The 26,666-nt window shown below is 73.1% G+C and carries 28 protein-coding genes and 2 pseudogenes; 10 read left to right on the forward strand and 20 right to left on the reverse strand.

The window, feature by feature from the left end; genetic code table 11:
- Positions 1-573 precede the first annotated feature (573 nt).
- The 6 genes and pseudogenes from ACF07S_RS02995 to ACF07S_RS03020 form a co-directional block, all read left to right on the forward strand.
- Positions 574-678, forward strand: a pseudogene (locus tag ACF07S_RS02995) (IS5/IS1182 family transposase); the annotation flags it as partial.
- Between the two features lie 330 nt (positions 679-1,008).
- Positions 1,009-1,776: a hypothetical protein gene (locus ACF07S_RS03000; RefSeq protein WP_391973287.1), complete on the forward strand. Its 768-nt coding sequence runs from the start codon at positions 1,009-1,011 to the stop codon at positions 1,774-1,776.
- 348 nt (positions 1,777-2,124) lie between these two features.
- Positions 2,125-2,481 carry a DUF6281 family protein gene (locus ACF07S_RS03005; protein WP_391973288.1) on the forward strand — a complete coding sequence of 119 codons (357 nt, stop codon included), beginning with the start codon at positions 2,125-2,127 and terminating at the stop codon, positions 2,479-2,481.
- A gap of 535 nt (positions 2,482-3,016) precedes the next feature.
- Positions 3,017-3,202 (forward strand): hypothetical protein, encoded by a 186-nt coding sequence (locus ACF07S_RS03010; protein ID WP_391973289.1) that lies wholly within the window; start codon positions 3,017-3,019, stop codon positions 3,200-3,202.
- Positions 3,203-3,227: 25 nt separating this feature from the next.
- On the forward strand, positions 3,228-3,596 hold the full coding sequence (locus tag ACF07S_RS03015) for a hypothetical protein (protein WP_391973290.1): 369 nt from the start codon (positions 3,228-3,230) through the stop codon (positions 3,594-3,596).
- A 30-nt stretch (positions 3,597-3,626) separates the two neighbouring features.
- Positions 3,627-4,091 (forward strand): ATP-binding protein, encoded by a 465-nt coding sequence (locus ACF07S_RS03020; protein ID WP_391973291.1) that lies wholly within the window; start codon positions 3,627-3,629, stop codon positions 4,089-4,091.
- 21 nt (positions 4,092-4,112) lie between these two features.
- On the opposite strand, the pseudogene ACF07S_RS03025 reads toward ACF07S_RS03020, so the two are convergent.
- From ACF07S_RS03025 to ACF07S_RS03050, 6 genes and pseudogenes are all read right to left on the reverse strand, one after another.
- Positions 4,113-4,327 (reverse strand): annotated as a pseudogene (locus ACF07S_RS03025) (Txe/YoeB family addiction module toxin).
- A gap of 12 nt (positions 4,328-4,339) precedes the next feature.
- Positions 4,340-5,389, reverse strand: a complete 1,050-nt coding sequence (locus ACF07S_RS03030; protein WP_391973292.1) for a hypothetical protein — start codon at positions 5,387-5,389, stop codon at positions 4,340-4,342.
- Positions 5,390-5,581: 192 nt separating this feature from the next.
- Positions 5,582-7,207, reverse strand: a complete 1,626-nt coding sequence (gene groL, locus ACF07S_RS03035) for a chaperonin GroEL (RefSeq protein ID WP_391961754.1) — start codon at positions 7,205-7,207, stop codon at positions 5,582-5,584.
- Between the two features lie 141 nt (positions 7,208-7,348).
- Positions 7,349-7,657, reverse strand: coding sequence for a co-chaperone GroES (gene groES / locus ACF07S_RS03040; protein WP_006130737.1), 309 nt, complete (start codon positions 7,655-7,657; stop codon positions 7,349-7,351).
- Positions 7,658-8,008: 351 nt separating this feature from the next.
- Positions 8,009-8,767 carry a polysaccharide deacetylase family protein gene (locus ACF07S_RS03045; protein ID WP_391961755.1) on the reverse strand — a complete coding sequence of 253 codons (759 nt, stop codon included), beginning with the start codon at positions 8,765-8,767 and terminating at the stop codon, positions 8,009-8,011.
- Complete coding sequence (locus tag ACF07S_RS03050) at positions 8,764-9,660, reverse strand: polysaccharide deacetylase family protein (protein ID WP_391973293.1); 897 nt, start codon at positions 9,658-9,660, stop codon at positions 8,764-8,766. The genes ACF07S_RS03045 and ACF07S_RS03050 overlap by 4 nt, the downstream gene beginning before the upstream one ends.
- Positions 9,661-9,786: 126 nt before the next feature.
- Between ACF07S_RS03050 and ACF07S_RS03055 the strand changes: the two genes are divergently transcribed.
- On the forward strand, positions 9,787-10,971 hold the full coding sequence (locus ACF07S_RS03055; RefSeq protein ID WP_391961757.1) for a methyltransferase domain-containing protein: 1,185 nt from the start codon (positions 9,787-9,789) through the stop codon (positions 10,969-10,971).
- Positions 10,972-10,988: 17 nt separating this feature from the next.
- On the opposite strand, the gene ACF07S_RS03060 is transcribed toward ACF07S_RS03055, so the two are convergent.
- The 4 genes from ACF07S_RS03060 to ACF07S_RS03075 form a co-directional block, all read right to left on the reverse strand.
- Entirely contained in the window at positions 10,989-12,269 is a 1,281-nt protein-coding gene (locus tag ACF07S_RS03060; protein WP_391973294.1) for an RNA polymerase sigma factor, read from the reverse strand.
- 56 nt (positions 12,270-12,325) lie between these two features.
- The gene (locus ACF07S_RS03065) at positions 12,326-12,682 is read right to left on the reverse strand and encodes a YciI family protein (RefSeq protein WP_391961759.1); all 357 of its coding nucleotides are present in this window, start codon (positions 12,680-12,682) and stop codon (positions 12,326-12,328) included.
- 146 nt (positions 12,683-12,828) lie between these two features.
- Positions 12,829-13,851, reverse strand: a complete 1,023-nt coding sequence (locus ACF07S_RS03070) for an LCP family protein (protein ID WP_391973333.1) — start codon at positions 13,849-13,851, stop codon at positions 12,829-12,831.
- A 216-nt stretch (positions 13,852-14,067) separates the two neighbouring features.
- Positions 14,068-15,120 carry a LacI family DNA-binding transcriptional regulator gene (locus ACF07S_RS03075; protein WP_391961760.1) on the reverse strand — a complete coding sequence of 351 codons (1,053 nt, stop codon included), beginning with the start codon at positions 15,118-15,120 and terminating at the stop codon, positions 14,068-14,070.
- 437 nt (positions 15,121-15,557) lie between these two features.
- Here ACF07S_RS03075 and ACF07S_RS03080 point away from each other — a divergent pair, with 437 nt between their 5' ends.
- Positions 15,558-16,091 carry a hypothetical protein gene (locus ACF07S_RS03080; protein ID WP_391961761.1) on the forward strand — a complete coding sequence of 178 codons (534 nt, stop codon included), beginning with the start codon at positions 15,558-15,560 and terminating at the stop codon, positions 16,089-16,091.
- Between the two features lie 20 nt (positions 16,092-16,111).
- Here ACF07S_RS03080 and ACF07S_RS03085 read toward each other — a convergent pair whose 3' ends face one another.
- Genes ACF07S_RS03085 through tsaB form a run of 4 tightly spaced genes read right to left on the reverse strand, consistent with a single transcriptional unit; the run spans position 16,112 to position 18,735 of the window.
- A complete protein-coding gene (locus tag ACF07S_RS03085) occupies positions 16,112-16,375 on the reverse strand; it encodes a hypothetical protein (protein WP_391961762.1) in 264 nt (87 codons plus the stop codon).
- Positions 16,372-17,490 (reverse strand): tRNA (adenosine(37)-N6)-threonylcarbamoyltransferase complex transferase subunit TsaD, encoded by a 1,119-nt coding sequence (gene tsaD / locus ACF07S_RS03090; protein WP_391961763.1) that lies wholly within the window; start codon positions 17,488-17,490, stop codon positions 16,372-16,374. Before tsaD ends, ACF07S_RS03085 begins: the two co-directional genes overlap by 4 nt.
- On the reverse strand, positions 17,483-18,085 hold the full coding sequence (locus ACF07S_RS03095) for a GNAT family N-acetyltransferase (protein ID WP_391961764.1): 603 nt from the start codon (positions 18,083-18,085) through the stop codon (positions 17,483-17,485). The genes tsaD and ACF07S_RS03095 overlap by 8 nt, the downstream gene beginning before the upstream one ends.
- The gene (tsaB, locus tag ACF07S_RS03100; RefSeq protein ID WP_391961765.1) at positions 18,082-18,735 is read right to left on the reverse strand and encodes a tRNA (adenosine(37)-N6)-threonylcarbamoyltransferase complex dimerization subunit type 1 TsaB; all 654 of its coding nucleotides are present in this window, start codon (positions 18,733-18,735) and stop codon (positions 18,082-18,084) included. The genes ACF07S_RS03095 and tsaB overlap by 4 nt, the downstream gene beginning before the upstream one ends.
- Before the next feature lie 119 nt (positions 18,736-18,854).
- Between tsaB and ACF07S_RS03105 the strand changes: the two genes are divergently transcribed.
- Complete coding sequence (locus tag ACF07S_RS03105; RefSeq protein WP_391961766.1) at positions 18,855-19,406, forward strand: hypothetical protein; 552 nt, start codon at positions 18,855-18,857, stop codon at positions 19,404-19,406.
- 20 nt (positions 19,407-19,426) lie between these two features.
- Here ACF07S_RS03105 and ACF07S_RS03110 read toward each other — a convergent pair whose 3' ends face one another.
- The 5 genes from ACF07S_RS03110 to ACF07S_RS03130 all read right to left on the reverse strand — a co-directional run bounded on the left by ACF07S_RS03110 (position 19,427) and on the right by ACF07S_RS03130 (position 24,376).
- Complete coding sequence (locus tag ACF07S_RS03110; protein WP_391961767.1) at positions 19,427-19,600, reverse strand: hypothetical protein; 174 nt, start codon at positions 19,598-19,600, stop codon at positions 19,427-19,429.
- A gap of 150 nt (positions 19,601-19,750) precedes the next feature.
- Entirely contained in the window at positions 19,751-20,275 is a 525-nt protein-coding gene (gene tsaE / locus ACF07S_RS03115; RefSeq protein WP_391961768.1) for a tRNA (adenosine(37)-N6)-threonylcarbamoyltransferase complex ATPase subunit type 1 TsaE, read from the reverse strand.
- Complete coding sequence (locus tag ACF07S_RS03120) at positions 20,244-21,512, reverse strand: alpha/beta fold hydrolase (RefSeq protein ID WP_391961769.1); 1,269 nt, start codon at positions 21,510-21,512, stop codon at positions 20,244-20,246. Before ACF07S_RS03120 ends, tsaE begins: the two co-directional genes overlap by 32 nt.
- 198 nt (positions 21,513-21,710) lie before the next feature.
- On the reverse strand, positions 21,711-22,892 hold the full coding sequence (alr, locus tag ACF07S_RS03125; protein ID WP_391961770.1) for an alanine racemase: 1,182 nt from the start codon (positions 22,890-22,892) through the stop codon (positions 21,711-21,713).
- On the reverse strand, positions 22,889-24,376 hold the full coding sequence (locus tag ACF07S_RS03130; RefSeq protein ID WP_391961771.1) for an NAD(P)H-hydrate dehydratase: 1,488 nt from the start codon (positions 24,374-24,376) through the stop codon (positions 22,889-22,891). The genes alr and ACF07S_RS03130 overlap by 4 nt, the downstream gene beginning before the upstream one ends.
- A gap of 162 nt (positions 24,377-24,538) precedes the next feature.
- Between ACF07S_RS03130 and ACF07S_RS03135 the strand changes: the two genes are divergently transcribed.
- Positions 24,539-25,720, forward strand: coding sequence for a hypothetical protein (locus ACF07S_RS03135; RefSeq protein ID WP_391961772.1), 1,182 nt, complete (start codon positions 24,539-24,541; stop codon positions 25,718-25,720).
- 70 nt (positions 25,721-25,790) lie between these two features.
- Here the strand turns inward: ACF07S_RS03135 and ACF07S_RS03140 are convergent, their stop codons facing one another.
- Positions 25,791-26,627, reverse strand: coding sequence for an RNA polymerase sigma factor SigF (locus tag ACF07S_RS03140; RefSeq protein WP_391961773.1), 837 nt, complete (start codon positions 26,625-26,627; stop codon positions 25,791-25,793).
- Positions 26,628-26,666 lie beyond the last annotated feature (39 nt).

Here is a 26,666-nt window from a genome sequence, read left to right on the forward strand (position 1 = left end):
GTCAATCACCATCGCACCCGCACCCCCCACACCACGGCCACTGAGACTGTCCGGGATGTCGGTGAAACCATTCACACCTCCCTCGCAGTCCGACCGCGCTGCCTGAGCCGTGCCGGCGGATCCGGCCGCCAGGCCTGCCGCCAACATGATCGCGGCTGCTCCTACGCTGAAGATCCGTCGGATGCTGTGCATGTTTTCTCCCTGGGTCCAGGTGCTGAGGGCTTCCGCAGAGGGGCGCTGTGCCGTGGAGTCGTCGGCCACTGCTGTGACCTGACCGAAGCGGTAACGGCCCCCGCTTCAGCTGCCGTAGCGGTGCAGGGGACGCCCAGTCGGCGCCTCGAACTGTAGGGCGGACCCGGGACGTTGCGACCCTGACAGATGTCAGGGTCACGATCAGCTGCTGGTGCGCGCCATGGTTTCGCCAGGCCGCCCTGGCCTGGGTCACTTAAGGGCCGATCAACTGGCTGCACGTGCCGCTGCCCTGTACCCGAACGGCAGGATCGGCGAGAAGCTGCTCTGAACTTTGACCCGGCCGGATCTCCTCGCGCCAGCGGCAGTCTCATCGTCCTCCAGGTCGCCCGCCTGAAGTCCTGGCGGATCTTCCGCAGGTCCCGCTGCAGCCCCAACCGCATGACGTCAATCGCCAAGGCTGTCCTCACCCTGGAGCTGCAACGCTGAAGAAGCTCAGTGAACGAGCAGGTCACCTCGCCCTGGATGCCGTCCCTAGCGTCCAGCGGTGGAGCGTCTCGCTCTCGTCGTCGTAGATGAGCCAGCTCCCGTCACGAGCGGGCGTACGTGACGTCGGTGTGCAGCAGCACAGGCCGACCATGCCGCCCCTGACCCGGGCGGTTGGAGATGGGAGTGGAGGTCGGCCCCCGGAACGTTCCTCCTTCTCCGTAGCACCCGAAGTACCCTGCGTAGCAGGAGATGTCCGGATCCGGTAGGAGGTAGACGAGAGTGTCCACACCGTGCACTGGCTGGATAAGCGAACTCCGAGGGCACACGCTCATGTTCACCGGCAAGACCCTGGTGGACGGTGAATGGGTTATCCGTGATGACTGCTTCTCTCGTTCGCAGACATTAGGGGCTGTCTGCCAGAACAGTTTCTCCAGAAAGGTAACCCTCGTCGTCCATGGAGAGTTGGCAGGCAACGTCAAGGACATGGGCCGGGGACTGAGCAGAAAACTTCTGGCAGTCATGGAATCACGCAAAGCAGGTCGACACATACATGTGGTTGACGCTGCCGGCTACTCGGATCTTCTGTTCGGAGCTCCGGCTCGGTGCCGAGACCTCAAGGTGCAGGGCGATCAGGTGACCGTCATGCCTGAGGTCGGGGAAGGGTTCCTCGGCGGCCCGTTCGACAGGCTTCGTCTGCGCACTCGAGGCATCAGCCGGTTCGAGGCCGGTGCGCTGGGACGAGGCACGCCGCAACACGAGAAGCTGCTGTCACGCCTCATCGAGCAGGTCGTTGGACGAGTGACGCTCGACGTTCGCGCTCCAGCGCGACGGGGCCCGCATTTCGACCTCGGCTGGATCAGCGAACGGACCGCATACGGCGCATGGGTCGCGACTCCCCAGCAATCAGTTGGCGAAGAGACCAACCACCTCGCAGAGGCCGTCGAGTACGTCGGCAGGCCGGCCCGGTCCGTTCCTCGACACGGCCAGGTCCAGCGGGTAGTGGTGCTTGAGGATTCCGTAGACCTGAGTTCCGGGCTGAGAGAGAAGGCAAAAGCGTTCGGCGTTCTGATCGGGAAAATCAAGGATGCCCCCTGGTGAGATGGGGACCAAGTGGCATACAACGACCCGATGCGGGTGACCCATTCCGGGATCCAGCAGTCGTGCCCGTGCTCCCGCAACACCCCCCATCCATCCTCATGAACCACACCGAGCGCTGCCCCGGGACCACCGCGAACCTGCCGTCGGGGCCCACGGGACCGGACACGTCTTCGGGCTGGGGCACGTCGGCTCGGGTCACTCCAACCTCACGATGTACACGGACTCGTTCCCGTGCAAGACGATCGCCAGGTCCCCCGGCAAGGGAGACGTCCTGACCCTCCGTAACATCTACCAGGAGGAACAATGAACCGGTCGGGGCGAATCGCGCGTCCGCTTCTGGTGGCGGCCATGCTGATGCTGACCGTGGCCTGCGCATCGGAGAGCGGCAGCGACGGAGACGGCGAGCAGGCGAATTCCTGTGCTTACCGCGTCCTCTACCAGGACCGTACGTACCGGGACGTCGCGAACGTGGAGTTCACGGCTGGAGAAAAGCTCGGTTCCGCCACCGTCCTGCCGTGCGACGACACCGGTGGCCAGAACGATGCCGGACAGGCCGGGGAGACGACCACCGCCTACCGGGTGGACGGCATCTCTCCCTCGGTGGCCTTCGCCGTCGGAGACAGCCTCGACGACACCACTCTCGTGGTCGCCTACTCGGACAGCAAACTGCCCCCGGAAGTGCGGAAACTGATCGACGGGTCCTGAAGTCGGCCGCGCGGAGCGCGAGCTGTCCGAGACGGATCTCTTCAACTGACGTTCCGGGAAGAGGACTCGCGGTCAGCAGAAGAAGAGCGGGTGAGCAGAGCGATGCCCTTCGGGCATGAGTGAGGGGCGGTGGGGAGCATCAACGGCTCCCCACCGCCCCGTTCATTTCAGTCACGTGCGGCCATCCGCATGAACGCAAGCCACTGATCGGCGGGGACACTCAGGAACGCCGTCTCCGGACGCTGAGAATCTCATACGCATGCAGTTCGACGCCTTCGGCCTCCAACTCCGCGTACCACCCTAAGAACGACGGACACCGCGGTGGCGAAGTCGGTGAAACAGCACTGGAAGGTGAGGGCGGGGCTGTTCTTGGCGATGGCGCCGATCACCCGGACGTTGAACATGCTCGTGCCGACCGGCCGGCCATTGCGCGGGGGCAAGAAGAAAGGGGCAGCGGCCTGGACGGCGGGTGCCCCTTTAAGTCTGCGACCACGGTAGCACTCTGCTCGACACGCGGTGACTGATCCCGTCGGGCGTGGCACTGGAAGCCTCGCTGCGCACCGCCGCCCCTCTGGTCGGCGCGGGCTTGGACCGGATCATCCACGCCGACTACGCCGAAGGCCTCGATCCGCTCGACCTGGCCGCTCGCGCCGATGTCGCCCTCGCTCTCGTCAACGGCGAGACCGGGCTCTCCGTCGTGGACCTCCTCGAGCCCGCTTGACCGCAAGTACGGCTGCATCGGGCAGTTGCCGGGGCGCGGCGGGCGGCGGCGCAACCAGGAGGCCGGCTCTGCGGCGCTGCGGAGGATCCAGGCCCGGGACAGTGACGAGGACCGGGTCACCGACGCCTTCCGCATCCGGCTGCTCGCCGAAGGGCGGACACCGGTCGAGCCCACGAACCGCTGGACCGACCTCGAAGCGGTGCGCGGCGACGAGCGGCTGATGTGCGAGGCCCACGGCCGTGGGCAACCACCGCGAGGTCCACCGTCAGCTTCCCTGGGGCGTCCGCGCCTCGTACGGTCCGCGCCGGACTGCCCGGAGGTCACCCCCGACAGGACCGACGCCGGCGCCCGCCACCCCGACAGACAGCCGCCGTGGGAACGTCGTACCTGGTGAGCGGGGGTGTCGGCACGGGATCTTCGGGGCATGACCACTTCCCCCCGCCAGGAGCGGCGCTCCGCGCTGCCGCTGCCCCTCGCCGATCAGACGGTGTTCTCGTTCCGCTTCACCGCATCCCCGCGCGGCGCCCGGCTCGCCCGCCGGCTCGCGTCCTGCCAGATGGACGCCTGGGGCTGGCGGTACGGCACCCCGGCGCACGACTCCGTCGAACTGATCGTGGCCGAACTGGCCGCCAACGCCGTGACCCACGGGCGGGTGCCCGGCCGGGACGCCGAGTTGCGGCTCAGCAGGGAGGACGGCGGGCACGTACGCGTCGAGGTGAGCGACGCGCGGGGTGAGCGGCTGCCCGAGCCGCGGGACGCCGGGGAGGACGGTGGCCGGGGACTCCTCCTCGTCGCCGCCCTCGCCGAGGAATGGGGAACGGCCCCACGCCCCGGCGCCCCCGGCAAGACGGTGTGGGCCGTGGTGCCCGCCGTGCCGGTACGCGGGTGAGCCGGGGAGGCGCCCGATCCGTCAGCAGTGGTACCGGGCCTCGACGATCACGGCTTCCTTCTCGGGGCCCGGTGGACGAGGCGGTGCCCGTCGTCGATCCGGCGTGACCGGTGGCCCGGCGGGTCGCCCTTCAGCGGCTCGGGTCTGCCGATACCGGTGAAGGGATCGCGCCGGATCTCGCCGATCAGGCGGACGAGCTCGCGGGACGGTGTCCTGTCGGCGGCCTGCCGGGTCACCGTGCCGTCCGGCTAGTCGCCCCCTCCGCCGCCGCCTCCCCCGTCACCGCCGCCGTCTCCGCCGCCTCCGCCGTCACCGGCGTCCCCGCCGTCGCTGCCCCAGCCGTCGGCGCCGCCGGGCTCGTTGTCGTCGCGGCCGGAGCCGATGTTGGTGAACCAGGGCTGCTCCCACGCACCGCCGTCCTCGCCGCGGGAGCGGCGGGCGGTGCGGAACCTGGCCAGGCCCGTCGTGTCCCCGAGGCCGAAGGAGACGGCGACCGCGTGGGCCATGACGGCGTCCAGGGGGTCGGGGCTCTCGTGGTGCACGAGGGCCAGCGGCAGCAGGACGGTGCCGGGAACCGGGCGCGAGCTTCGCGGCGGACGGGTCAGCAGCGCCACCCTCCGCTCGTCGCGCAGCAGCCACGAACTCATCGTGTCCTCGCGCCGCAGCGTCCAGTGCCGGTCGGGCAGGTGTATCTCCACGCTGCTCCTGGACCTGCGCAGCCTCCTGTGGAGGACGAGCCGGGCCGCGACGTCGCCGACGGTCAGGAGCAGGCCGCCGTCCGGGGCGGTGGAGTCACCGCGGAAGCCGTGCGGCGCCCTGAGCCGTACGGCGGGAGCGTGCGGACCCCAGACGTCGACGCGCACCAGGCGCCGGTCGACGGCGACGGCCACCGGGCCGGCGGGGCCGGGCGCGTACCGTCGCGCGATCCACAGCGGTACGCCCTCCGCGTGCGCCCGCGCGGCGAGGGCGGCCACCTGCTCCGCCCCGCCGCACCTGCGGACCGCCAGGTCGCCCAGCGCGCGGGCGAACTCGGCGGCCCGGCGCACCCTCAGGGGCTTGGTGCTGCCGGTCACGCGGGTCACCGGGACCACGCCGGGACCCTGCGGCAGCGACTCCAGGGAGCGTTCCGTGCCGGCGCCGCCGAGCCAGCACCCGCGCAGGTACGCGTCGGCCATGGCGGCGAGGTTCAGCTCGTCCAGGGGTGTCGTCCTGCCGCCCCTGCGCAGCCGGCCGTCGGTGAGTTCCACGGTCCGTGCCAACGGGTTGCGGGACCGTTCCCCGTAGATCACCTGCGTCATCGTCGTCCCCCCTCTGCTCCGGCTTCCGCTCCGCGTCGCTTCGAGGGATAGGTCGCCGGCGGGGGCTCCGCCGGTTCCGCGGTCGGGCGATGTCCGTCCGCCGGACGGGAACCGCCCGGCGGACGGCGAAGGCCCGGCACCCCCGTTACGGGGGTGCCGGGCCTTCACTCGGCAGCTGTCGACCTGACGTCGTCAGTGGGCGTGGCCGTGGCCGTGGCCCGCGGCGGCCGGCTCTTCCTCTTCCTTCTTCTCGACGACCAGGGTCTCGGTCGTCAGGAGGAGGGAGGCGATGGAGGCGGCGTTCTCCAGGGCGGAACGGGTCACCTTGACCGGGTCGATGACACCGGCCTTGACCAGGTCGCCGTACTCGCCGGTGGCGGCGTTGTAGCCGCTGCCCTTCTCGAGCTCGGCGACCTTGGAGACGATGACGTAGCCCTCCAGGCCGGCGTTCTCGGCGATCCAGCGCAGCGGCTCGACGGCGGCCTTGCGGACCACGGAGACACCGGTGGCCTCGTCGCCGGTCTTGTCGAGGTTGCCCTCGAGGACCTTGACGGCGTGGACCAGCGCGGAGCCACCACCGGAGACGATGCCCTCCTCGACCGCGGCGCGGGTCGCGGAGATGGCGTCCTCCAGACGGTGCTTCTTCTCCTTCAGCTCCACCTCGGTGGCGGCGCCGACCTTGATCACGCACACGCCGCCGGCCAGCTTCGCGAGGCGCTCCTGGAGCTTCTCGCGGTCCCAGTCGGAGTCGGTGGTCTCGATCTCGGCCTTGATCTGGCCGATGCGACCGGTGACGTCTTCCTTGTTGCCGCCGCCGTCGACGATCGTGGTGTCGTCCTTGGTGACGGTGACGCGGCGGGCGGAGCCGAGGACGTCCAGGCCGACCTGGTCGAGCTTGAGGCCGACCTCCTCGGAGACGACCGTGGCGCCGGTGAGGACGGCCATGTCCTGCAGCATCGCCTTGCGGCGGTCACCGAAGCCGGGGGCCTTCACCGCGACGGCGTTGAAGGTGCCGCGGATCTTGTTGACCACCAGGGTCGACAGGGCCTCGCCCTCGACGTCCTCGGCGATGATCAGCAGCGGCTTGGAGGAGTTGGCCTGGATGACCTTCTCCAGCAGCGGCAGCAGGTCGGCGATGGCGCCGATCTTGCCCTGGGTGATGAGGATGTAGGGGTCGTCGAGGACGGCCTCCATGCGCTCCTGGTCCGTCACGAAGTACGGCGACAGGTAGCCCTTGTCGAAGGCCATGCCCTCGGTGAAGTCCAGCTCCAGACCGAAGGTGTTGGACTCCTCGACGGTGATGACACCGTCCTTGCCGACCTTGTCCATCGCCTCGGCGATGAGCTCGCCGACCTGCTGGTCCTGGGCGGACAGCGCGGCGACGGCGGCGATGTCGGACTTCTCGTCGATCGGACGGGCCGAGGCGAGCAGGTCCTCGGAGACCGCGGCGACGGCGGCGTCGATGCCCTTCTTCAGGGCGGCCGGGGAAGCACCGGCGGCGACGTTCTTCAGGCCCTCGCGGACCAGGGCCTGGGCCAGCACGGTGGCGGTGGTGGTGCCGTCACCGGCGATGTCGTTGGTCTTGGTCGCCACCTCCTTCACCAGCTGGGCGCCGAGGTTCTCGAACGGGTCCTCGATCTCGACCTCGCGGGCGATCGTGACACCGTCGTTGGTGATGGTGGGGGCGCCGAACTTCTTGTCGATGACGACGTTGCGGCCCCGGGGGCCGATCGTCACCTTGACCGTGTCGGCAAGCTTGTTGACGCCGCGCTCGAGGGCGCGACGGGCGTCCTCGTCGAACTTCAGGATCTTCGCCATGGCAGCGGGAGCCCTCTCGAATTATGGGTGACATCACTGCGCCCCGGGCGCCCGGCTTCTTATCGGATGCTGGGGCCAGGGGCGCAGTTCGAGCAAAAGTGCTTCGAGGTCGGGTGTTCCGGGGCTGCCCCCGGACTTCCCCTACTTCTCGACGATCGCGAGGACGTCGCGGGCCGAGAGGACGAGGTACTCCTCGCCGTTGTACTTGACCTCGGTGCCGCCGTACTTGCTGTACAGAACGACGTCGCCGACCTTCACGTCGAGCTCGACGCGCTTGCCGTCCTCGAACCTGCCCGGACCGATGGCCAGGACGACGCCCTCCTGGGGCTTCTCCTTGGCCGTGTCCGGAATGACCAGGCCCGAAGCCGTGGTCTGCTCGGCGTCGAGCGGCTGGACCACAATGCGGTCCTCGAGCGGCTTGATGGCAACCTTGGAGCTGGCGGTCGTCACGATCCGACCTCCCCCTTCGGAGATCTCGGGGTTAACTGTCTGAGGTGGCGACCAGGTGGATCCGTCGTCGCGGGTGCCGGACCTGCCCGTCGCTTTGTTGGCACTCTCCAGTGGGGAGTGCCAGACCTGAGACTATGACCGGGATTAGCACTCGGTCAAGCGGAGTGCCAATTACCCGCGCGCGTCGCGGGCGGGACGGGCTGTTTTCACACGTGCGCGCAGTCGGCCGGCGTCGCGGTGACCGCTTCCGGGGGCTGCCGTCCCCGGGTCCCGCTCCGGCTGGACTGCCTCGTCCCCGGTCGCCGGACGGGCCGGGAGCGAGCGGCGTCCGCGGGTCCGGCCGGAGCGGGCTCAGCGGTGTTCGAGGTGGTCCTCCAGGCGGCCGACCCCCAGGCCCCGCTCCCCCAGTTCCCGCAGCAGGCGGGTCGTGCGCTCCGCCAGGGTCAGGGGCGGGACCTCGCCCGACGGTACGGAGACGATGTCGCCCGGGACCGGGCGTCGGGGGCCGCGGGTGTACGTGAGGTGGCCGTCGGCTTCCAGCGTCACCCGCCAGAGCACCACCGCCGCGATGCCGCAGTCCGCGGCGGCCCGCAGGGTCGTGGTGTCGTACGCGCCGTAGGGCGGGCGCAGGAGGCGGGGGCGGACGCCGAAGCGGGACGCCAGCTTGCGCTGCTGGCCGCAGATCTCGGCGCGCTGGCCTGCGTAGGGCAGACCGCGCAGGGCGGGATGGTCGAGGGTGTGGTTCTGCAGGCTCGCGCCGACCGAGCGCAGGCGGGCGAAGTGGGCGTAACCGGGTCCCGCCACGCTGTCGGTGAGGAACATGCTGACGGGGAGCCGGCGTTCGCGCACCAGGTCGATGAAGCGGGGATCGCGTTCGGCGCCGTCGTCGTAGGTGAGGAAGACCACCTTGTCGCCGGTCGGCACGCGGTCGACGACGGGCGGCACCTCGCCTCCCGCCGCCGGACCGCCCCCGGGCGGCCGGACCGCCGCGTCCCCCGGGCCCGCCTGCCGGCCGCACCCGGCGAGCACGGCCAGCAGGACGGCGGCCGCCAGCAGAGCGGTTCGCGGCGCGCCCCGGCGGGCGGCTCCCGGCGCGCCCCGGCGCCTCACAGGTAGTCCTCCAGCCGCGCCACCGCGTAGCCCTCGGCCGTGACCTTGTGCAGGAAACGGCGGATCATGTCCGGCATCGTGCCCTTCCAGTCCTCGCGGCCCCGGAAGTGGGTGAGGACGATGTCGCCCGGGTGCAGTGCGCGGTCCCACTCGCGGTACTCCCAGCGGTCGGCGAAGACCTCCGCGTTCCAGAGCGGGACGTGGGTGATGCCGCAGGCCTTGGCGGCGCGCAGGGTGGCCTTGTCGTAGTTGCCGTAGGGCGGGCGGAAGAGGGCGGGGCGCTTGCCGTAGCGCTTCTCCATGACCTCCTGCATGCCGCAGATCTCGCGCTTCTGGCGGGCGTGGGACAGGGCCGGCAGGTAGGGGTGGCGCAGGGTGTGGTTGTGCAGGCCGGCGCCGTCGTCCCGCATCTTCCCGAAGTATCCGTAGTCCTCCTTGACGAGGTAGTCGCTGAGGAAGGCGGAGTAGGGGACGCGCAGCTCGCGCATCATGCGCACGAACGCCGGGTCCCTCTCGGCGCCGTCGTCGATGGTGAGGAAGACGACCCTGTCCCGGGTGGGGACGGTGGTGAAGACCGGGGGGAGGTCCAGCCGCCGGTGGCCCTCGACCTCGAAGCCGTCGCGGGTGGTGATCCTCGGCTTCCTCGCCGGGGGCGGCGGGGCGGTGAGGGGCACGCGCCGGAGTCCCCAGCGGCGCGCGGCGGCGGCCCTGGCGGCGTGCGCGGCGCGCAGTTTCGTGGCGTAGGCGTCGAGCGCGCGGGCCGGCGGCGCCTCGAGCGGCTGCTGGCCGCCCGCCGGGGCGACCTCGGCGCCGGGCCGTCCGCAGGCCGGTGCCAGGACGGCGAGAGCGAGGACCGCGAGTGCGGCCCGCGCCCCGCCCCGCGACCACCCCATGCCCCGCGTTTTGTCGTTTTGTCCTACTACTCGCATGGGGCCGGATCCTCGCAGTCCGGGATCCGGAACCGGGCCCGACACCGCGGCCGGAGGCGTACGGTCCACCGACTGGCCCACAATGAGCCGGTGAACGACCTCGCCCCCCTCCTCACCCCCGAAGGCCGCGCCCTCCTCGACGAGGTGCGCGACACCGACCCGGCGCACGAACTGGCCGTCGCGACCCGGCTGCGCCGCGAGCACCCCGCCGAACTGGTGTCGGCGGCGCTCGGCCAGGCGCGGCTGCGGCAGCGGGCGGTGGCGAAGTTCGGGGCGGAGGACGCCCGGCGGATGTTCTTCACACCCGACGGGGTGGAGCAGTCGACCCGGGCGAGCGTGGCGGCGTACCGGGCGCGGCGGTTCCGCGAACTGGGCGTGACGTCCGTGGCCGACCTGTGCTGCGGGATCGGCGGGGACGCCGTCGCGCTGGCCCGCGCCGGCATCCGGGTACTGGCCGTGGACCGGGACCCGCTCACCGCGGCGGCGGCCCGGGCGAACGCCGGCGCGCTGGGGCTCGCGGATCTCATCGAGGTGCGCGAGGGGGACGTGACGGAGGTGGACACGGCCGGCTGGGACGCCGTCTTCGTCGATCCGGCCCGGCGCGGCGGCCGGGGCCGGATCTTCGACCCCGAGGCGTACTCGCCCCCGCTGTCCTGGGCGGTCGGGGCGGCCCGCACGGCGTCCCGCGCCGCCGCGCTCAAGGTCGCGCCCGGCATCCCGCACGAGGCCGTGCCCGGCGACGCGGAGGCCGAGTGGATCTCGGACGGCGGGGACGTGAAGGAGGCGGTGCTGTGGTTCGGCACCGGTGGGGGGACCGGTCCGGGGGCGGTCCGGGCGACCCTCCTCCCCGGCCCGCACACCCTGCTCTCCCGCGGCCTGCCCGACCCGGCGGTCCGCCCGCCCGGCCGGTTCCTGTACGAGCCCGACGGCGCCGTCATCCGGGCGCATCTCGTCGCCGAGGTCGCCGAGCGGCTCGGCGGCGGGCTGATCGACGCGACCATCGCCTACGTCACGGCGGACGAGCACCGCCCCACGCCGTACGCCACCGCCTACGAGCTCACCGACCGGCTCCCGTTCAACGCCAAGAAGCTGAAGGCGCTGCTGCGCGAGCGCCGGGTCGGCACGCTGACCGTCAAGAAGCGCGGCTCGGCGGTGGAACCGGAGGAACTGCGGCGCAAGGTCCTCCCCAAGCCCCAGGGCGCCGCGTCCGTCACGGTGTTCCTCACCCGGGTGGACGGCGCCCCGTCCATGCTGCTGGGGCACCCGGTGCGGTGAGTTCCCCGGGCGGGTGATCAGGCCCCGGTGGCGCGTCCGGTCTCCGCCGCCCGCCGCAGCAGCAGGCCGCGCTCCCGCTCGTTGCGGGTCAGCGACGCCGCACGCGCGAACTCCGCCCGCGCCTCCCGCGTACGGCCCAGACGCGCCAGCAGGTCGCCGCGGACGCTCGGCAGCAGGTGGTAGTCCCGCAGCGCCGGTACGCCGGTCAGGGCGTCGACGAGGGGCAGCGCGGCGGCGGGTCCCTCGGCCAGGGAGACGGCGACCGCCCGGTTGAGTTCGACGACCGGGGAGGGGGCGCGGGCGGCGAGGAGGGCGTACAGGCCGGCGATGCGGGGCCAGTCGGTCTCCTCGTAGCGGTGGGCGTGCGCGTGGCAGGCGGCGATGGCCGCCTGGAGGACGAACGGGCCCGGGGCACCGGCGCCGGCGGCGCGGGCGAGGGCGGTGACGCCGCGGGCGATGAGCATGCGGTTCCAGCGGGCGCGGTTCTGGTCCTTCAGGAGGACCGGTTCGCCGTCCGGGCCGGTGCGGGCGGCGGTCCGGGAGGCCTGGAACTCCAGCAGCGCGGTCAGGCCGTGCACCTCGGGTTCCTTCGGCATCAGTGCGGACAGCACGCGGGCCAGCCGCAGCGCGTCCTCGCACAGGGCGGGCCGCAGCCAGTCGTCGCCGGCCGTGGCGGCGTACCCCTCGTTGAAGATCAGGTAGATGACGTCGAGGACCGAGCCGAGACGGGCCTCGCGGTCGGGGCCGCAGGGCACCTCGAAGGCGATGTTCCGGGTCGCCAGGGTGCGCTTGGCGCGCACGATGCGCTGGGCCACCGTCGGTTCCGGGACGAGGAAGGCACGGGCGATCTCGGCCGTGGTCAGGCCGCCGAGCAGCCGCAGGGTGAGGGCGGTGCGGGCCTCGGCGGACAGGACGGGGTGGCAGGCGGTGAAGACGAGCCGGAGGAGGTCGTCGTCGATGTCCTCCGGGTCGGCCGGCTCCCCGGGCGGTCCCGCGGCCGTCGACCGGTCCCGGCCGATCTCGGCCAGCTTGCGGGCGTAGTTCTCCCGGCGGCGGACCAGGTCGACGGCACGGTTGCGGGCGGTGGCCATGAGCCAGGCGCCCGGGTTGTCGGGCACGCCGTCGGCCGGCCACTGCTCCAGCGCGGCGACCAGGGCGTCCTGCGCGAGTTCCTCGGCGATGCCGACGTCCCGGACGATACGGGCCACGCCGGCGATCACCCGGGGCGATTCCATGCGGAAGACGGTCTCGACGGTCTGGGCCGTACCGGGCGGGCCGGCGGTGGGCTGCGGTGTCACAGCCCACCATCAGACACCCGTACGGCGACGGGGCCAAGGAGGTTCCCCGGCTCCGTTCAGGCCTCCATGACCTCCCGCACCTCGCAGGTCACCGTCCAGTGCGCCTCGTGCACCTTCAGGAACCGCCTGGTCCACTCGATCGCCTCGGCCCTGTCCTTGGCCTGCAGCATCGAGTAGCCGCCGATGACCTCCTTGGACTCGGTGAACGGCCCGTCGGTCACGGACAGTTCCCCGCCCTCGTAGTGCACCCGGGTGCCCTGGGCGGTCGGGGCCAGCCCGGCGGTGTCCAGCAGGACCCCGGCCTTCGTCATCTCCTCGATCAGCTCGCCCATGCGCCGCATCAGCTCGGGGCTCGGTCCCTCGGCGGGGGCGTTGTTCTCGTCGATCCGGATCATGGAGAGGTAGCGCGGCATGGTGACTCCTGGTGTCGTGCGGGCCGGGCCCTTCCCGGCCCCTCACCCCTGCGTCGAACGGGAGACACCGGAATCGACACCCGCGCCGAAGTTTTTCCGGATCCTCCTGCCCACCGCGCTCCGCCGCGCGTCCCGGCCCGCCCGGCTCACCTCAGCGAAGCCCACAGCTCGCCCGCGTCCGGCTCGTCCGCCACCACGCGGTCGGGGTCCCAGGGCGCGGGCAGCACCGGCATGGTCAGGGTGGTGACGCCGTCGGACGACAGCCCCTTGAGACTCCGGCCCAGGCTCACCAGTTCGCCGAGCGAGTCCAGCCCGGTGTCGGTGGTCAGGCTGCCGGTGACGGCGTCGGCGACCTCGTACAGCCCGGTGGGGGCGGTCAGCAGGTCGCGGTCCGCGATCTGCTCCAGGAGCGCCTTGACCAGCCGGTGCTGGAGTTCTATGCGGTCGAGGTCGCTGCCCGTGCCGATGCCGTACCGGGTGCGGGCCAGGGCGAGGGCGTCCGTGCCGTCGAGGTGGTGGGTACCGGCCTCCAGGGTGAGGTGGCTGCGGTCGTCGTCGATGTCCTCGTCCGTGGTGACGGTGACCCCGCCGAGCGCGTCGACCAGGCGGGCGAAGCCGGCGAAGTCGATCTCGATGTAGTGGTCCATGCGGACGTCCGTGAACGACTCCACGGTCTTCACCGCGCACACCGGTCCGCCCACCTCGTAGGCGCTGTTGAACATCGCGCCGGACACCGGCTGCGTCGATCCGCCGTCGGGCAGGGGGCAGGCGGGCCGGTCGACGAGGGTGTCGCGCGGGATGCTGACCACCGTCGCGCCGGTCCGGCCGGCGTCGAGGTGGACGACCATGGCGGTGTCGGAGCGCGCCCCCGCGTCCTCGCCGCCGCCGAGCGCCCGGTTCTCCTCGCCGCTGCGCGAGTCCGAGCCGAGCACCAGGATGGTCAGCGACCCGGCCGGCAGCGGTGAGGCCGTGCCGGCCGCGTTCGGGGACGGGGCGGTCACGGCCCCGGCCGGGCGGTCGTCGCCGAGGGCGCCGTCGATGTCGACGCTGCGGATGTTGTCCTCGAGCTGCCAGTACGCCCAGCCGGCCGCTCCGGCGCCCAGCAGGAGCAGGCCCGCCAGCGTGCGGCCGGTGATCCTCAGCGCCCGCGCCCGCCGGCCGGTCCGTATGCCCGTGCCCCCGGTCCCGGCCCCGGCCTCCCCGCCGCCGCTGCTGCCGCCGTCACCGCCGTCGCTGCCGGCCGCCCCGATGTCCCCGGTCCCGCCGCTCCCCTGGTGTTCCGTCACGGGCAGGAACGTAAGTCCGAATTATGACGAGCAGCGACTCCCGGCCATTTTTCTTGGCAAATTCTCAGACTTCCGTCGCGCCGAAACTTTCGGACCGGCTCATGTCCCCGCCGGCGCCGCCGTGCTGCTGCGCACCACCAGGCTCGTCGCCAGCTCGACCCGGGTCGCGGCCTGCGCGTCCTCGCCCTTGCCCAGGTCGAGGACCAGCTTGGCCGCCTCCTCCGCCATCTCCGTCAGCGGCTGCCGTACGGTCGTCAGCGGCGGCCCCACCCAGCGGGCCACCGGCAGGTCGTCGAACCCGACCACGCTCAGGTCCTCCGGGATCCGCAGTCCCAGCTCGCGCGCCGCCTCGTACAGCCCGAGGGCCTGGAGGTCGTTGCCGGCGAAGACGGCGGTGGGCCGGTCCTCGCGGCGCAGCAGGGCGAGGCCCTGCCGGTAGCCGGCCTCGTGGTGGAAGTCGCCCGTCATGATCAGCCCGGGATCCACCGGGAGTCCCGCGGTCTCCAGGGCGGCCCGGTAGCCATCGACACGGGCGCGGCTGCACATCATCCGCGTGGGCCCGCTGATCGCCCCGATCCGGGTGTGTCCCAGCTCCACCAGGTGCCGGGTGGCGGCGAGTCCGCCCTGCCAGTTGGTCGCGCCGATGGAGGGCACGTCGGTGCCGGGGTCGCCGGCCGGGTCCATCACCACGAACGGGATGGAACGGCTGGTCAGCAGGGCCCGCCCGGACTCGTCGAGACCGGACAGCACGAGGATCACGCCGTGCGGGCGGCGCGCGGCGACCTGGTCGGCCCAGGTGCGCCCCGGGGTGAGCCGGCCCGCGCTCTCGGAGAGGACGACGCTCAGGCCGGCGTCCCTGGCCACGTTCTCCACGCCCCGGATGACCTCCATCGCCCAGGCGCTCTCCAGCTCGTGGAAGACCAGGTCGATCAGGGGTGAGCGGGTGGCCTCGGCGCGGCGGCGCCGGTAACCGTGGGCGCGCAGCAGCTGCTCGACCCGGCTCCGGGTGGCGGGGGCGACGTCGGCCCGCCCGTTGAGGACCTTCGAAACAGTCGGCGCGGAGACGCCGGCCTCGCGGGCGATTTCGGCGAGGGTCGCGGTCTGCGCGCCGCGCCCTTGCCTCCGGGTTTCAGCGGGCTGCGGGGAAGTCATGGCCGCGATCGTAACCCCGCGGGACCTCCTGACGAAGACCTCGGGACACCATGGGCATCCGAACCATTCGATTAATCATCCGAAACATTCGCCGAAGGGGGATCCGAACCGACGGAGCTCGGCACGAACGGCTCGCACGACGTCCGCGTGACCGTCCGCGGCACGGGGCGGGCACGGGCGGCACCCGGAGCGGTGACACGGGGGACGTTCCGCTTCCACGCGGGCCTCTGGGCGTTCACCGACCGTTCAGGCCGGCGGGTGGCCGGGCCCGGCGTGCCGGAACTACGGTTGGCGGCATCCCGCGCGGACGTCCGGCACACCGTCCGGCACGCCCTCACCGGTGCGCCGCGGGAGCTCGGTGCCGGCCGGCGGCGGGGGTGCGGGGCGGAGGCGGCCCGGGGCGTGTGGCCTCCGCGCGCGGGGTGACGGGGGACGCGATGGACAGATTGCTGCACCACGAACTGCGGGCCGTCTTCGCGGCGCTCGCCGCGGCCGTCGTCTCCGGGGCGGCGCTGGGCCTGGTCCACGGGTTCTCGGTGCCGTCGAACGCCGGGGGCCTGGTGAAGCTGTCCGCCGGCCTGCTCGTGGGCGCCGTGGTGTTCACCCTCCTCGGCGCGACCAGGCTCAAGTGGGTGAGCGAGGTACGGGACTTCGAGCAGGCGGTACCCGTCGAGGACATCGACGTGGTGCCGCCCGAAGCCCGTTCCCTGCGCGGCGACTGGTTCGGTCCCGGTCTCTTCGCCACGTACCTGGTGCTCACCCTGCCCATCGCCCTGTTCTGGGAGGCGGCGGTGCTCGCGATACCGGTGTGGTCGGCCCTGAGCTGGCTGGGCAAGGCCGCGTTGATCGCCCACTGGGAGCGCCGGCACGGGCTGGTGCTGTGGCGGGGCCACGTCGGGGCCCGGCCGTGGGAGCTCTCGGTCAGCCGGCGGTCACCGGCGTCCGCCGGCACCGGCGCCCCGCCCGCCTGAACGCTCCGGCGGCGGGGACGTCAGGCGTCCCCGAGCGACTCGAACCGCCACCGGTGCGCCGCGCGTGCGACCAGTTCCCCGTCCGGCTCGGGAAGTTCGGGGAGGTCCGCGTCGTACGGGGCGTCCCACCAGGTGATGACCAGGACCCTGTCCTGCGGGGCCCGGAAGGTCTCGCGGCGCAGGGGGCCGCCGGGGAGTTCGCGGGCCCGTGTCCGCGCCCAGGCCAGCAGGTCCGCGCCCCGGCCGGGCAGCGCCCGGGCCTCCCACATCAGCGCGACCGTCATGAGTACAGGTTCTTCCCGGCGGTCTCGTGCACGTGGTCGTGGTGCTGGTCGTGGTGGTCGTGCGGGTGGGCGGTACCCGGGACGTGCGGGTCCGTCACCGGCAGGGAGGAGTCCGCCGACAGGTCCCAGTCGGAGGCCGGACGGTTCCGGGCGACCATCTCCGCCCCCAGCGCGGCCACCATCGCGCCGTTGTCCGTGCACAGCTTGGGGCGCGGCACGCGCAGCCGGATGCCGGCCGCCTCGCAGCGCTCCTGGGCGAGGGCCCGCAGCCGGGAGTTGGCGGCCACACCGCCGCCGATCATCAGATGGTCGACGCCCTCGTCCCTGCAGGCCCGTACGGCCTTGCGGGTGAGCACGTCCACGACCGCCTCCTGGAAGGACGCCGCCACGTCGCGCACCGGCACCTCCTCCCCCGCCGCCCGCCTGGCCTCGATCCAGCGGGCCACGGCCGTCTTCAGCCCCGAGAAGGAGAAGTCGTACGCCGGGTCGCGCGGGCCGGTCAGGCCGCGTGGGAAGGCGATGGCGGCCGGGTCGCCCTCGCGCGCGTACCGGTCGATCACCGGGCCGCCGGGGAAGCCGAGGTTCAGCACGCGGGCGATCTTGTCGAAGGCCTCGCCGGCCGCGTCGTCGATGGTGGCGCCCATCGGGCGGACGTCGGAGGTGATGTCGCTCGACAGCAGCAGCGAGGAGTGCCCGCCGGACACCAGCAGCGCCATCGTCGGCTCGGGCAGGGCGCCGTGCTCCAGCTGGTCGACGCAGATGTGCGAGGCGAGGTGGTTGACGCCGTACAGGGGCTTGCCGAGCGCGTAGGCGTACGCCTTCGCCGCCGAGACGCCGACCAGCAGCGCGCCGGCGAGTCCGGGACCGGCGGTGACGGCGATGCCGTCCAGGTCGCGGGCGCTCACCCCCGCCTCCTTCAGCGCGCGGTCGATGGTCGGCACCATCGCCTCCAGGTGGGCCCGGGAGGCGACCTCGGGGACGACGCCGCCGAAGCGGGCGTGCTCGTCGACGCTGGAGGCGATGGCGTCCGCCAGCAGGGTGGTCCCGCGGACGATGCCGACGCCGGTCTCGTCGCAGGAGGTCTCGATCCCCAGTACCAGGGGTTCGTCAGCCATGGGTCTCGGTTCCTTGTACGCCGTTGCCGCTGCCGGGGTTCGCCGGGTCGACGGTGGTGGACGGATCGGTCAGTCGCATCACCAGGGCGTCCACGTTGCCCGGCTGGTAGTAGCCGCGGCGGACGCCGATGGTCTCGAAGCCGAAGCGCTCGTAGAGCTTCTGGGCGCGGACGTTGTCGACCCGGCACTCCAGCATCACTTCGGCGCAGTCGAACGCGGTCGCCGCCCGCAGCAGTTCGGTCAGCAGCCGGGAGCCGAGGCCGGTGCCCCAGTGGTCCCGGGTGACGGCGATGGTCTGGACGTCGGCGACCGCGTCGGAGCCGCCCCCGGCCTCCGCGCCGGCCGCGGCCTCCGAGCCGCCCCCGCTCTCCGCGCCGGCCGCGGCGAGGCCGGCGTAGCCGACGATCCGGTGGTCGTCCTCCTCGGCGACGACATAGCGCCGGGTCGCCCCGGGGCCGCGCGAGTGGGCCAGCTCGGACCAGAACATCCCCCGCGACCAGGCGTCCTCGGGGAACAGTTCCCGCTCCAGCTCCAGTACGGGGTCGATGTCCCACCAGCGCATCTCGCGCAGCACGGCGGTGTCGGTTCCGGTCACTTGGGGGTGACCACCTTGTAGTTCCTGGGGACCTGGGCGTCGGGCCGGCGCAGGTACAGCGGCCGGGGCGCGGGCAGTTCCCCGCCGGCCGCCAGCCGCTCCGCGGCCAGCCGGGCCAGGGCGGCGGCGGACACGTGCTCGGGCTCGTGCGCGTCGGGGAAGGTGTCCGGGTACAGCAGCGCGCCGGCGCCGACCGCGGGCAGGCCCTTCACCTGCCCGGCGATGTCGGCGGGCCGGTCCACGGCGGGCTCGGTCAGCCGGGTGCGGGAGTCCGCGTAGCGTGCCCAGTAGACCTCCTTGCGGCGGGCGTCGGTCGCCACGACGAAGGGGCCCTGCAGGTCGGCCGCGCGGGCGAGGCCGTCCAGCGTGCACACACCGTGCACGGGGACGCCGAGCGCGAGCCCGAAGGCGTCCGCGGTCATCAGGCCGACCCGCAGCCCGGTGTACGGCCCGGGTCCGACGCCGACGACGATCCCGGTGACGGCGTCCAGCTTCAGACCTGCCTCGGTGAGCACCCGGTCGATCGCCGGGAGCAGCAGCTCGCCGTGGCGGCGGGCGTCCACCTGGCTCGACGAGGCGATGACGTCGTCGCCGTCGTGCAGCGCGACGGTGACGGCGGGGGTGGCGGTATCCAGAGCGAGCAAGAGCACGCAAACAGCCTACGGCTCCCGCGCCCCCGCCACGGCCGCACGGGCCGGGCGGTCACGTACTGCTACGGTCGCATCGACGTGCGTACACGACGGGCCATCGCGGGACGGAGGTGACGACGGTGGCAGGCACCAGCTCGATGGTCGTCGCGGGGCTGACCGCGGCGGCCCTCGCGACGGTCGGCCTCCTCGGCCGTCAGGCGGCGGTGAACGTCCCGGCCGGGCTGAGCCGTCCGGGTGCCGGCGCCGCGGCGGCCGCCCACCAGGTCCCGCGGGGCGGCGACGGCCCTCCCGCCGCCCTGCCCGCGCGCTCGGGGCGGGGCGTCCGGGTGGTGTACTCGCTGGACGACGACCGGGTGTGGCTGGTCGAGGACGGCGGGAAGGTGCGGCGCACCTTCGGGGTCAGTCCCAGCACGGTGGACCCGGCGCCGGGCACCTACCGGGTCACGTCCCGGTCCCGGGCGGTCACCGGATCGGACGGCGTTCCGGTCGAGCACGTGGTGCGCTTCGCCGACGTCGCCGGCACGGTGATCGGGTTCAGCGCGGCGGTCGACGGCTCGGCACCGCGCGTCGACCCCGGGGAGCGGACGGGCGGCATCCGCGAGACCCGTGCGGACGGCGCGGCGATGTGGTCGTTCGCGACGATCGGCCGGAAGGTCGTCGTCGTCCCCTGAGCCGGTTGCCGGGCCGGTCCCTAGGCCGCCTCGCGGCGGCCCTCCACCGGCTCGCGGCGCCGGGCCTCGGGAGCGCGGGGCGGGGTGGAGACCGCGGCGGCCGCGGCGCAGGCGGCGAGCAGATCACGCATGGGCACCCCGGAAAGCGGCTGCGGCTGCGCCGTGGACTCACGAGCGCTCTGGGTGGCCGGCATGGACGCCTCCTGAGGGTCGGGGGCGGGCGTGGTTAGGTAGACCTAACTACGAACTGGATACCATGTGACCACGGCCGGGACGCCGAACGCAACACTTTGCCGACGCGTTGTCGGAATGTACGGAACACGGTGCGGAGCACCCGCGACCGCTCAGGCGGACAGCGCGCTCAGGCCGGTCCCCCTCCAGCGCGCGCCCAGGCCCGTCACGGTCACGTGCCGCACCTCGTCCGCGGTGTCGCCGACCGCCCGGTGGATGACGAGGTGGAGGCGGTCCTCGGCCAGCTCCTCGACCTTGCCCTCGCCCCACTCCACGACGATCACCGACTCCGGCAGCGAGACGTCGAGATCGAGGTCCTCCATCTCGTCCAGCCCGCCGGAGAGCCGGTAGGCGTCGACGTGGACCAGCGGCGGACCGCCCCCCAGTGACGGGTGCACCCGGGCGATCACGAACGTCGGGGAGGTGACCGCGCCCCGTACGCCGAGTCCCTCGCCCAGGCCCCGGGTCAGCGTGGTCTTGCCCGCGCCGAGCTCGCCGGAGAGCAGGACCAGGTCCCCCGCGCGGAGCAGTCCGGCGAGTCTGCGCCCCAGTTCGCGCATCTGCTCGGGGGAGGTGACGGTCAGTCCGACGCAGGGCGCGGACGGCTCAGCCGGGTTGTGCGGTGCTGCTGCTTCCATAGCCGTCCACGGTAGCCCCTGCGGGCACCGCGCCCGCGCGGGTGAGCAGGTCGGCGAGGCGGTCGGTGACGGCCTCCGGGTGTTCCAGCATCACCAGGTGCCCGGCGTCCGGGACCAGCACCAGTTCCGCGTCCGGCAGCAGATCGGCGATGGCCTCGCTGTGCTCGCCGGGTGTCACCAGGTCCCGCACCCCGGCCAGCACCAGCACCGGCAGGTCCGCGAAGCGGGTGAGGGCCTCGGTCTTGTCGTGGTCGCCGAACGCCGGGTAGTACTCGGCGACCACGTCGATCGGGGTGCTCTCGATCATCCGCTCGGCGAACCGGGTGACGGCCGGATCGACGTCGCGGGACGCGAAGGAGTACCGCTTGATGATCCCGGCGAACAGGTCCGCGGTGGCCCGGCGCCCCTTCTCCACCAGTTCGGCCCGTTGCCCGAGCGCCTTCAGCACCCCCGGCAGCACCCGCCGCACCGCGTTGACGCCGGCCACCGGCAGCCCGAAGTTGACCTCGCCGAGGCGTCCCGAGGACGTGCCTATCAGGGCGACGCCCACGACCCGCTCCCGGACCAGCTCCGGGTACACGTCGGCGAGGGCCATCACCGTCATCCCGCCCATGGAGTGACCGGCCAGCACGATCGGCCCCTCGGGCGCCGCCGCGTCGATGACGGCCTTCAGGTCGCGCCCCAGCTGCTCGATGGTGACCGGCTCGCCCCGCTCCGCCTGCGCCGCGCCCCGCGCCGAACGGCCGTGGCTGCGCTGGTCCCAGTACACGGTCCGCACCACGCCCCTGAGCGCGGCCCGCTGGAAGTGCCAGGAGTCCTGGGTGAGGCAGTAACCGTGGCTGAAGACGACGGTGACCGGGGCCGGGGCCCTGCGGCCGAAGAGCCGGCGGCGCCGCGCGGGGGTCGCGGCCGGGTCGGGGTCGACGTCGTCGACCTCGTAGTACAGCTCGGTGCCGTCATCGGCGTACGCCTTGCCGGGCGTGCCGCGCAGCGTGCCGTACGGGCCCGCGGAGTCCAGGGCCAGCCTGGCCTTCGCCCGTATGCCCCGGCCGACCGTCATCCGCTCTATGGCGACGCCCGCGGCGGCCCCGGTGGCGAGCACGCCTATCGCGATGCCCGCGACGCCGGTGGCGCGGCGCCAGCTCCCGCCGGGCACCCCGGGTGCCCCGGGCGCGCCGGCGGCGGAGACGACGGCCGCCGTGGCGGCGGCCGCGGCCCCCGCGCTGCTCTCGCTCACGTACCGCTCCTCTTCGCCGGGCCGCCGACCGGCGTCCGTGCCGTCTCGGTCTTCGGGGTGGGTCTCCGCATGGCTCCACGGGTCACCGCGTGCGGGTACACGTCGCTCCTTGCCGCTTCGGGCCGCTGCATGTCGCCACGCGTCTCCGTGTGTTGCGCGTCTCCGTGTGTTGCGCGTCTCCGTGTGTCTCCAAGGGGGCTACCCGCCTTGGCGCCCGTTCACGTAGACGCGCGGGACGCGGCTTCCGATGCGGGTCACGATCTCGTAGGCGATGGTTCCGGCCGCCTGCGCCCAGTCCTCCGCGGTGGGCTCGCCCCGGTCGCCGGGTCCGAAGAGGACCGCCTCGGCACCCGGCCCCGGCTCGTCGCCGCCCAGGTCGACGACGAACTGGTCCATCGCGATCCGTCCCGCGACCGTGCGCCACTTGCCCTCGACGAGCACCGGCCCGGCGGAGGAGGCGTGGCGCGGGACGCCGTCCGCGTACCCGAGCGGGACCAGGCCGAGGGTGGTCGCGCCCGGGGTGACGTAGTGGTGGCCGTAGCTGACGCCGTGGCCGCCCGGGACGTGCTTCACCAGGGCCAGCGCGGCGGACAGGGTCATCACCGGGCGCAGTCCGAGGTCGGCGGGGCTGCCGATCCCGGGGCTGGGCGAGACCCCGTACATCGCGATGCCGGGGCGGACGAGGTCGAAGTGGCTCTCGGGGACGGTGAGGGTGGCGGGCGAGTTGGCGATGTGCCGCACCTCGGGGTCGACGCCCTGCCGCTCCGCGTACGCCACCATCTCCCGGAACCGGGTCAGCTGGGCGGCGATCGAGGGATGTCCCGGCTCGTCGGCGCAGGCGAAGTGCGACCACAGGCCGGTGACCCGCAGCAGCCCCTCGGCCTCGGCGCGCAGCGCCCCCGCGACCAGCTCCGCCCAGTCCTCACCCGGCTGGCACCCGCCCCGCCCGAGCCCCGTGTCGGCCTTGAGCTGCACCCGGGCGGGCCGCCCGGCGAGGCGCGCGGCCCGGATGGCCTCGTCCAGCGCCCACAGGCCGCTCAGGGACACGTCGAGATCGGCCTCGACCGCCTCCCGCCAGGGCCCGCCGGGCGTCCACAGCCAGCACATGATCCGTACGCCGGCCGGGACCCCGGCGCCGGGCGCGCGCAGCGCGAGTGCCTCCTGCGGGGTGGCGGTGCCCAGCCAGGTCGCCCCGGCCTCGACGGCCGCCCGCGCGCACGCGAGGGCGCCGTGCCCGTACCCGTCGGCCTTGACGACGGCCATGAGGGCGGCGCCGGGCGCGCGCCCGCGCAGGGCCCGTACGTTGGCCCGCACGGCGGCCAGGTCGATCTCGGCGCGGGCCCGCAGCTCCGCACCGCTCGGGGCGACTGTCTCGTTCATCCCGCCCAGTGTCTCAGAGCGCCGTGACCGGTCCGGGGCGTGCACCCCCGCTGTCCTCGTGCGACGTCCCGCCAGGCCTCCGCGACCGTCTCCGCGACGTCGTGGGCCCCCATCGGCGCACCGTCGGCCGCGAGGCGGCCCGCCAGGCCGTGGAGGTAGGCCGCCGCGCCCGCCGCGTCCACCGGGGAGAGGCCCGCCGCCAGGAGTGAGCCGGCGAGGCCCGACAGGACGTCGCCGCTGCCGGCCGTGGCCAGCCAGGACGTGCCCGTCGGGTTGACCCGTACGGGCCCGCCGTCCGCGTCGGCGACCAGGGTCGTGGAGCCCTTCAGCAGCACGGTCGCCCCGTACCGCCGCGCCAGTTCCCGCACGGCGGACAGCCGGCCGCCCTCGACCCGCTCCCGTTCGACGCCGAGCAGTGCGGCGGCCTCCCCGGCGTGCGGGGTCATCAGGGTCGGCGCCCGGCGGGCCCGCACGGCCTGCGCCTGCGCCAGCCGCAGCCCGTCCGCGTCGATCAGCACCGGTACGTCCGCCGCCAGCACCTCCGCGACCGTCGCCGCGTCGTCCCCGGCGCCCGGTCCGACCACCCACGCCTGCACCCGCCCCGCGTGCCTCGGACCCCGGTCCGACACCAGCGTCTCGGGGTAGCGGGCGATCACGGCCTGCCCGGCGGGCCCGACGTACCGTACGGCCCCGGCGCCGCCCCGCAGCGCGCCCGCCACCGCGAGCACCGCGGCCCCGGGGTAGCGGGCGGATCCGGCCGCGATCCCGACGACGCCCCGCCGGTACTTGTCGCTCTCGGCGGCCGGCACCGGCAGCAGCCGGGCCACGTCCGCGTGCTGCAGTGCCTCCAGGGCCGGCTCGGCCGGCAGGTCCAGCCCGAGGCCGACCAGCCGCACGGTCCCCGCGTACTCCCGCGCCGGATCGATCAGCAGCCCCGGTTTGTGCGTGCCGAACGTGACGGTGAGGTCCGCGCGGACCGCCGCTCCGCGCACCTCCCCGGTGTCGGCGTCGACACCGCTCGGCAGATCGACGGCGACCACCGCGGCCCGCGCCCGCTCGGCGGCCTCGGCGAGCGGTACCGCTTCCGGGCGCAGGCCGCCCCTGCCGCCGATGCCGACGATGCCGTCGACGACGAGACCGGCCCGTCCGATCAGCTCCTCGGCCGCTTCCACGCCCACCGCCCGTCCGCCCGCCCGGCGCAGCGCCGCGAGCCCTCCGGCGTGGGCGCGCTCCGGCGCGAGCAGCACCGCGCTCACGCCCGCGCCGCGCCGGGCCAGCCGGGCGCCGGCGTACAGGGCGTCACCGCCGTTGTCGCCGCTGCCGACCAGCAGGACGACCCTGCTGCCGTACACCCGCCCCAGCAGGTCCGCGCAGGCGGCGGCGAGTCCGGCGGCGGCGCGTCGCATCAGCGTCCCCTCCGGCAGCCGTGCCATCAGTTCCCGTTCCGCCGCCCTGACCGTCTCCACGCTGTACGCAGTACGCATGCGTCCGAGTTTCCCGCACGGGGCGCCTCAACTCCCGTAACAGCGAGGCCCGTCCGCTCGGCGCATCGCCTTGACGCGGTACCCCGCCCTTGCCAGACTTCCGGCCCCCCACAGGATGAATCGATTCAGTCGAATCGGTTCGACGACGGAAGCAGAGGATCCATGGGACGCAGAGCCGCACTCCTCGCCGCAGCCGGCGCCACCGCACTCCTCACCACCGCCGGCACCATGACGGCCCCCGCCACCGCGGCCGCCACCGCCATGACCGCCGCCCCGGCCCCCGCCCGGGCCGCCGCCTGCGGCGACGGCTCCTACCAGGCCGAGGCCGTGCTGAGCGGCAGCACCTGGACCGCCCGGCGCGGCAGCAGCACCGTCTACACCGGCAGCGACATGCGCGCGGCCGTGCAGGCGGCGATCGGCAGCCTGTCCTCCGGCCGCACGAGCAAGGAACGGGTCGTGGTCCGCGGCTCGGGTTCCCTCTCCGCCGGTTCCCGCATCTCCCTGCCGAGCTACACGGTCCTCGACGTCTGCGGCACCGTCAACGTCACCGGCAGCGGCTCCGGCGACCAGGCCCCGGTCTACTCCCGCGGCACCCGGGACGTCGAGGTGCAGCACCTCAACGTCACCGGCGCCCCGCTGTACGGCATCTTCATGCGCAACGTGCAGAACGTCGTCCTCGGCCAGATCGACATGCGGCTGTCGGGCGGCCTCGGCGTCCGCATCGACAACCGCGGCGACACCAGCCAGTGGACCCGTAACGTGCGCATCGACAACGTCTACGTCTCCGGCGCATCCAGTCACGCCGTGGAGACCTACGGCGTCGACGGCCTCACCGTCGGCACGGTGACCGCCCGCGACGTCGGCGAGTCGGGCCTGTTGCTGAACGAGACCGTCAACGCCACGGTCACCAAGGTCGACGCGGAGAACGCGGGCACCGGCACCGGGTATGCCGCCTTCCGCATGGCCAACCGCAACGGCCGGATCGGCGGTTCCTACCCCACCAACATCCGGGTGGGCGAGGTCGTCGCGCGCGGCGGCGGGCGCGGTGTGTTCTGCGTCTCGGAGAGCGGCGGCGCGACGATCGACCGGATCACCCTCTCCGGCACCGGCAACAACGCGATCCTGATCGAGAACTGCTACAACGTGAACCTCGCCGCCCAGAGCGGCACGGTCACCGGCGGCGGCGAGATCCGCCTGGCGGCGCGTTCGGAGTTCGCCAACAACAGGGACATCACCGTCCAGAACCTGACGGTGACGAACTCGTCGATCCGGGAGAGCCCCTGCGGCGAGAACACCACGTTCCGCAACAACCGGCTGGTGAACAGCAGTCAGTCGATCTGTTAGCGGACCGACACGCCGCGCGGGGCGCGGCCCGCCGTGCCGCGCCCCGCGTACCCGTCCCCCGGGCCTTGCCTCAGTTCGTGGTGAGCATGCCCGCGCGCAGCCGCTTCAGCGTGCGGGAGAGCAGCCGGGAGACGTGCATCTGGGAGCAGCCCAGCCGTTCGCCGATCTCCGCCTGGGTCAGCTCCTCGACGAACCTCCAGTGGACGATCCGGCGCTCGCGCTCGTCGAGTTCGGCGATCATCGGGGCCAGGGCGTGGAAGTCCTCGACCAGTTCCAGGGCGGCGTCCTCGCAGCCGATGAAGTCCGCGAGCACGCTCTCGCCGTCCGGCTCGCTGCCGATGGCCGCGTCCAGCGAGGAGGAGTTGTAGCCGTTGGCGGCGATCCGCGCCTCGTTGACCTCTTCCTCGGTCAGGCTCATCAGCTGCGCCAGCTCGGCGACCGTGGGCGTACGGCCCAGCCGGCTGCGCAGTTCCTCGGTGGCGCGGGCGAGCTGCACCCGGGCCTCCTGCAGGCGGCGCGGCACGTGCACGGACCAGGAGGTGTCCCGGAAGAACCGCTTGATCTCACCCACGATGTAGGGGATCGCGAAGGAGGTGAACTCCACTTCGCGGGTCAGCTCGAACCGGTCGATGGCCTTGATCAGTCCGATCATGCCGACCTGGACGATGTCCTCCATCTCCTCCGGCCCGCGGCTGCGGAACCGGCCGGCCGCGAAGCGGACCAGGGACATGTTCATCTCGATCAGCGTGTTGCGCGCGTACTGGTACTCGGGAGTGCCCTCCTCCAGCTCGGTCAGCCGCTGGAAGAACTGCTTGGACAGCTCGCGGGCGTCCCGCGGCGCGACCTGGCCGGGATCGGCGACCTCCGGCAGCTCGGTCGTGCCTTGAGCTCGGTCGGTCCGTGCCATCGTCGACGTCACTGTTCGCCCTCCCTGTTCGATCGGCCC

It is taken from the genome of Streptomyces sp. NPDC016640 (genome assembly GCF_043076215.1).
Lineage (GTDB): Bacteria > Actinomycetota > Actinomycetes > Streptomycetales > Streptomycetaceae > Streptomyces.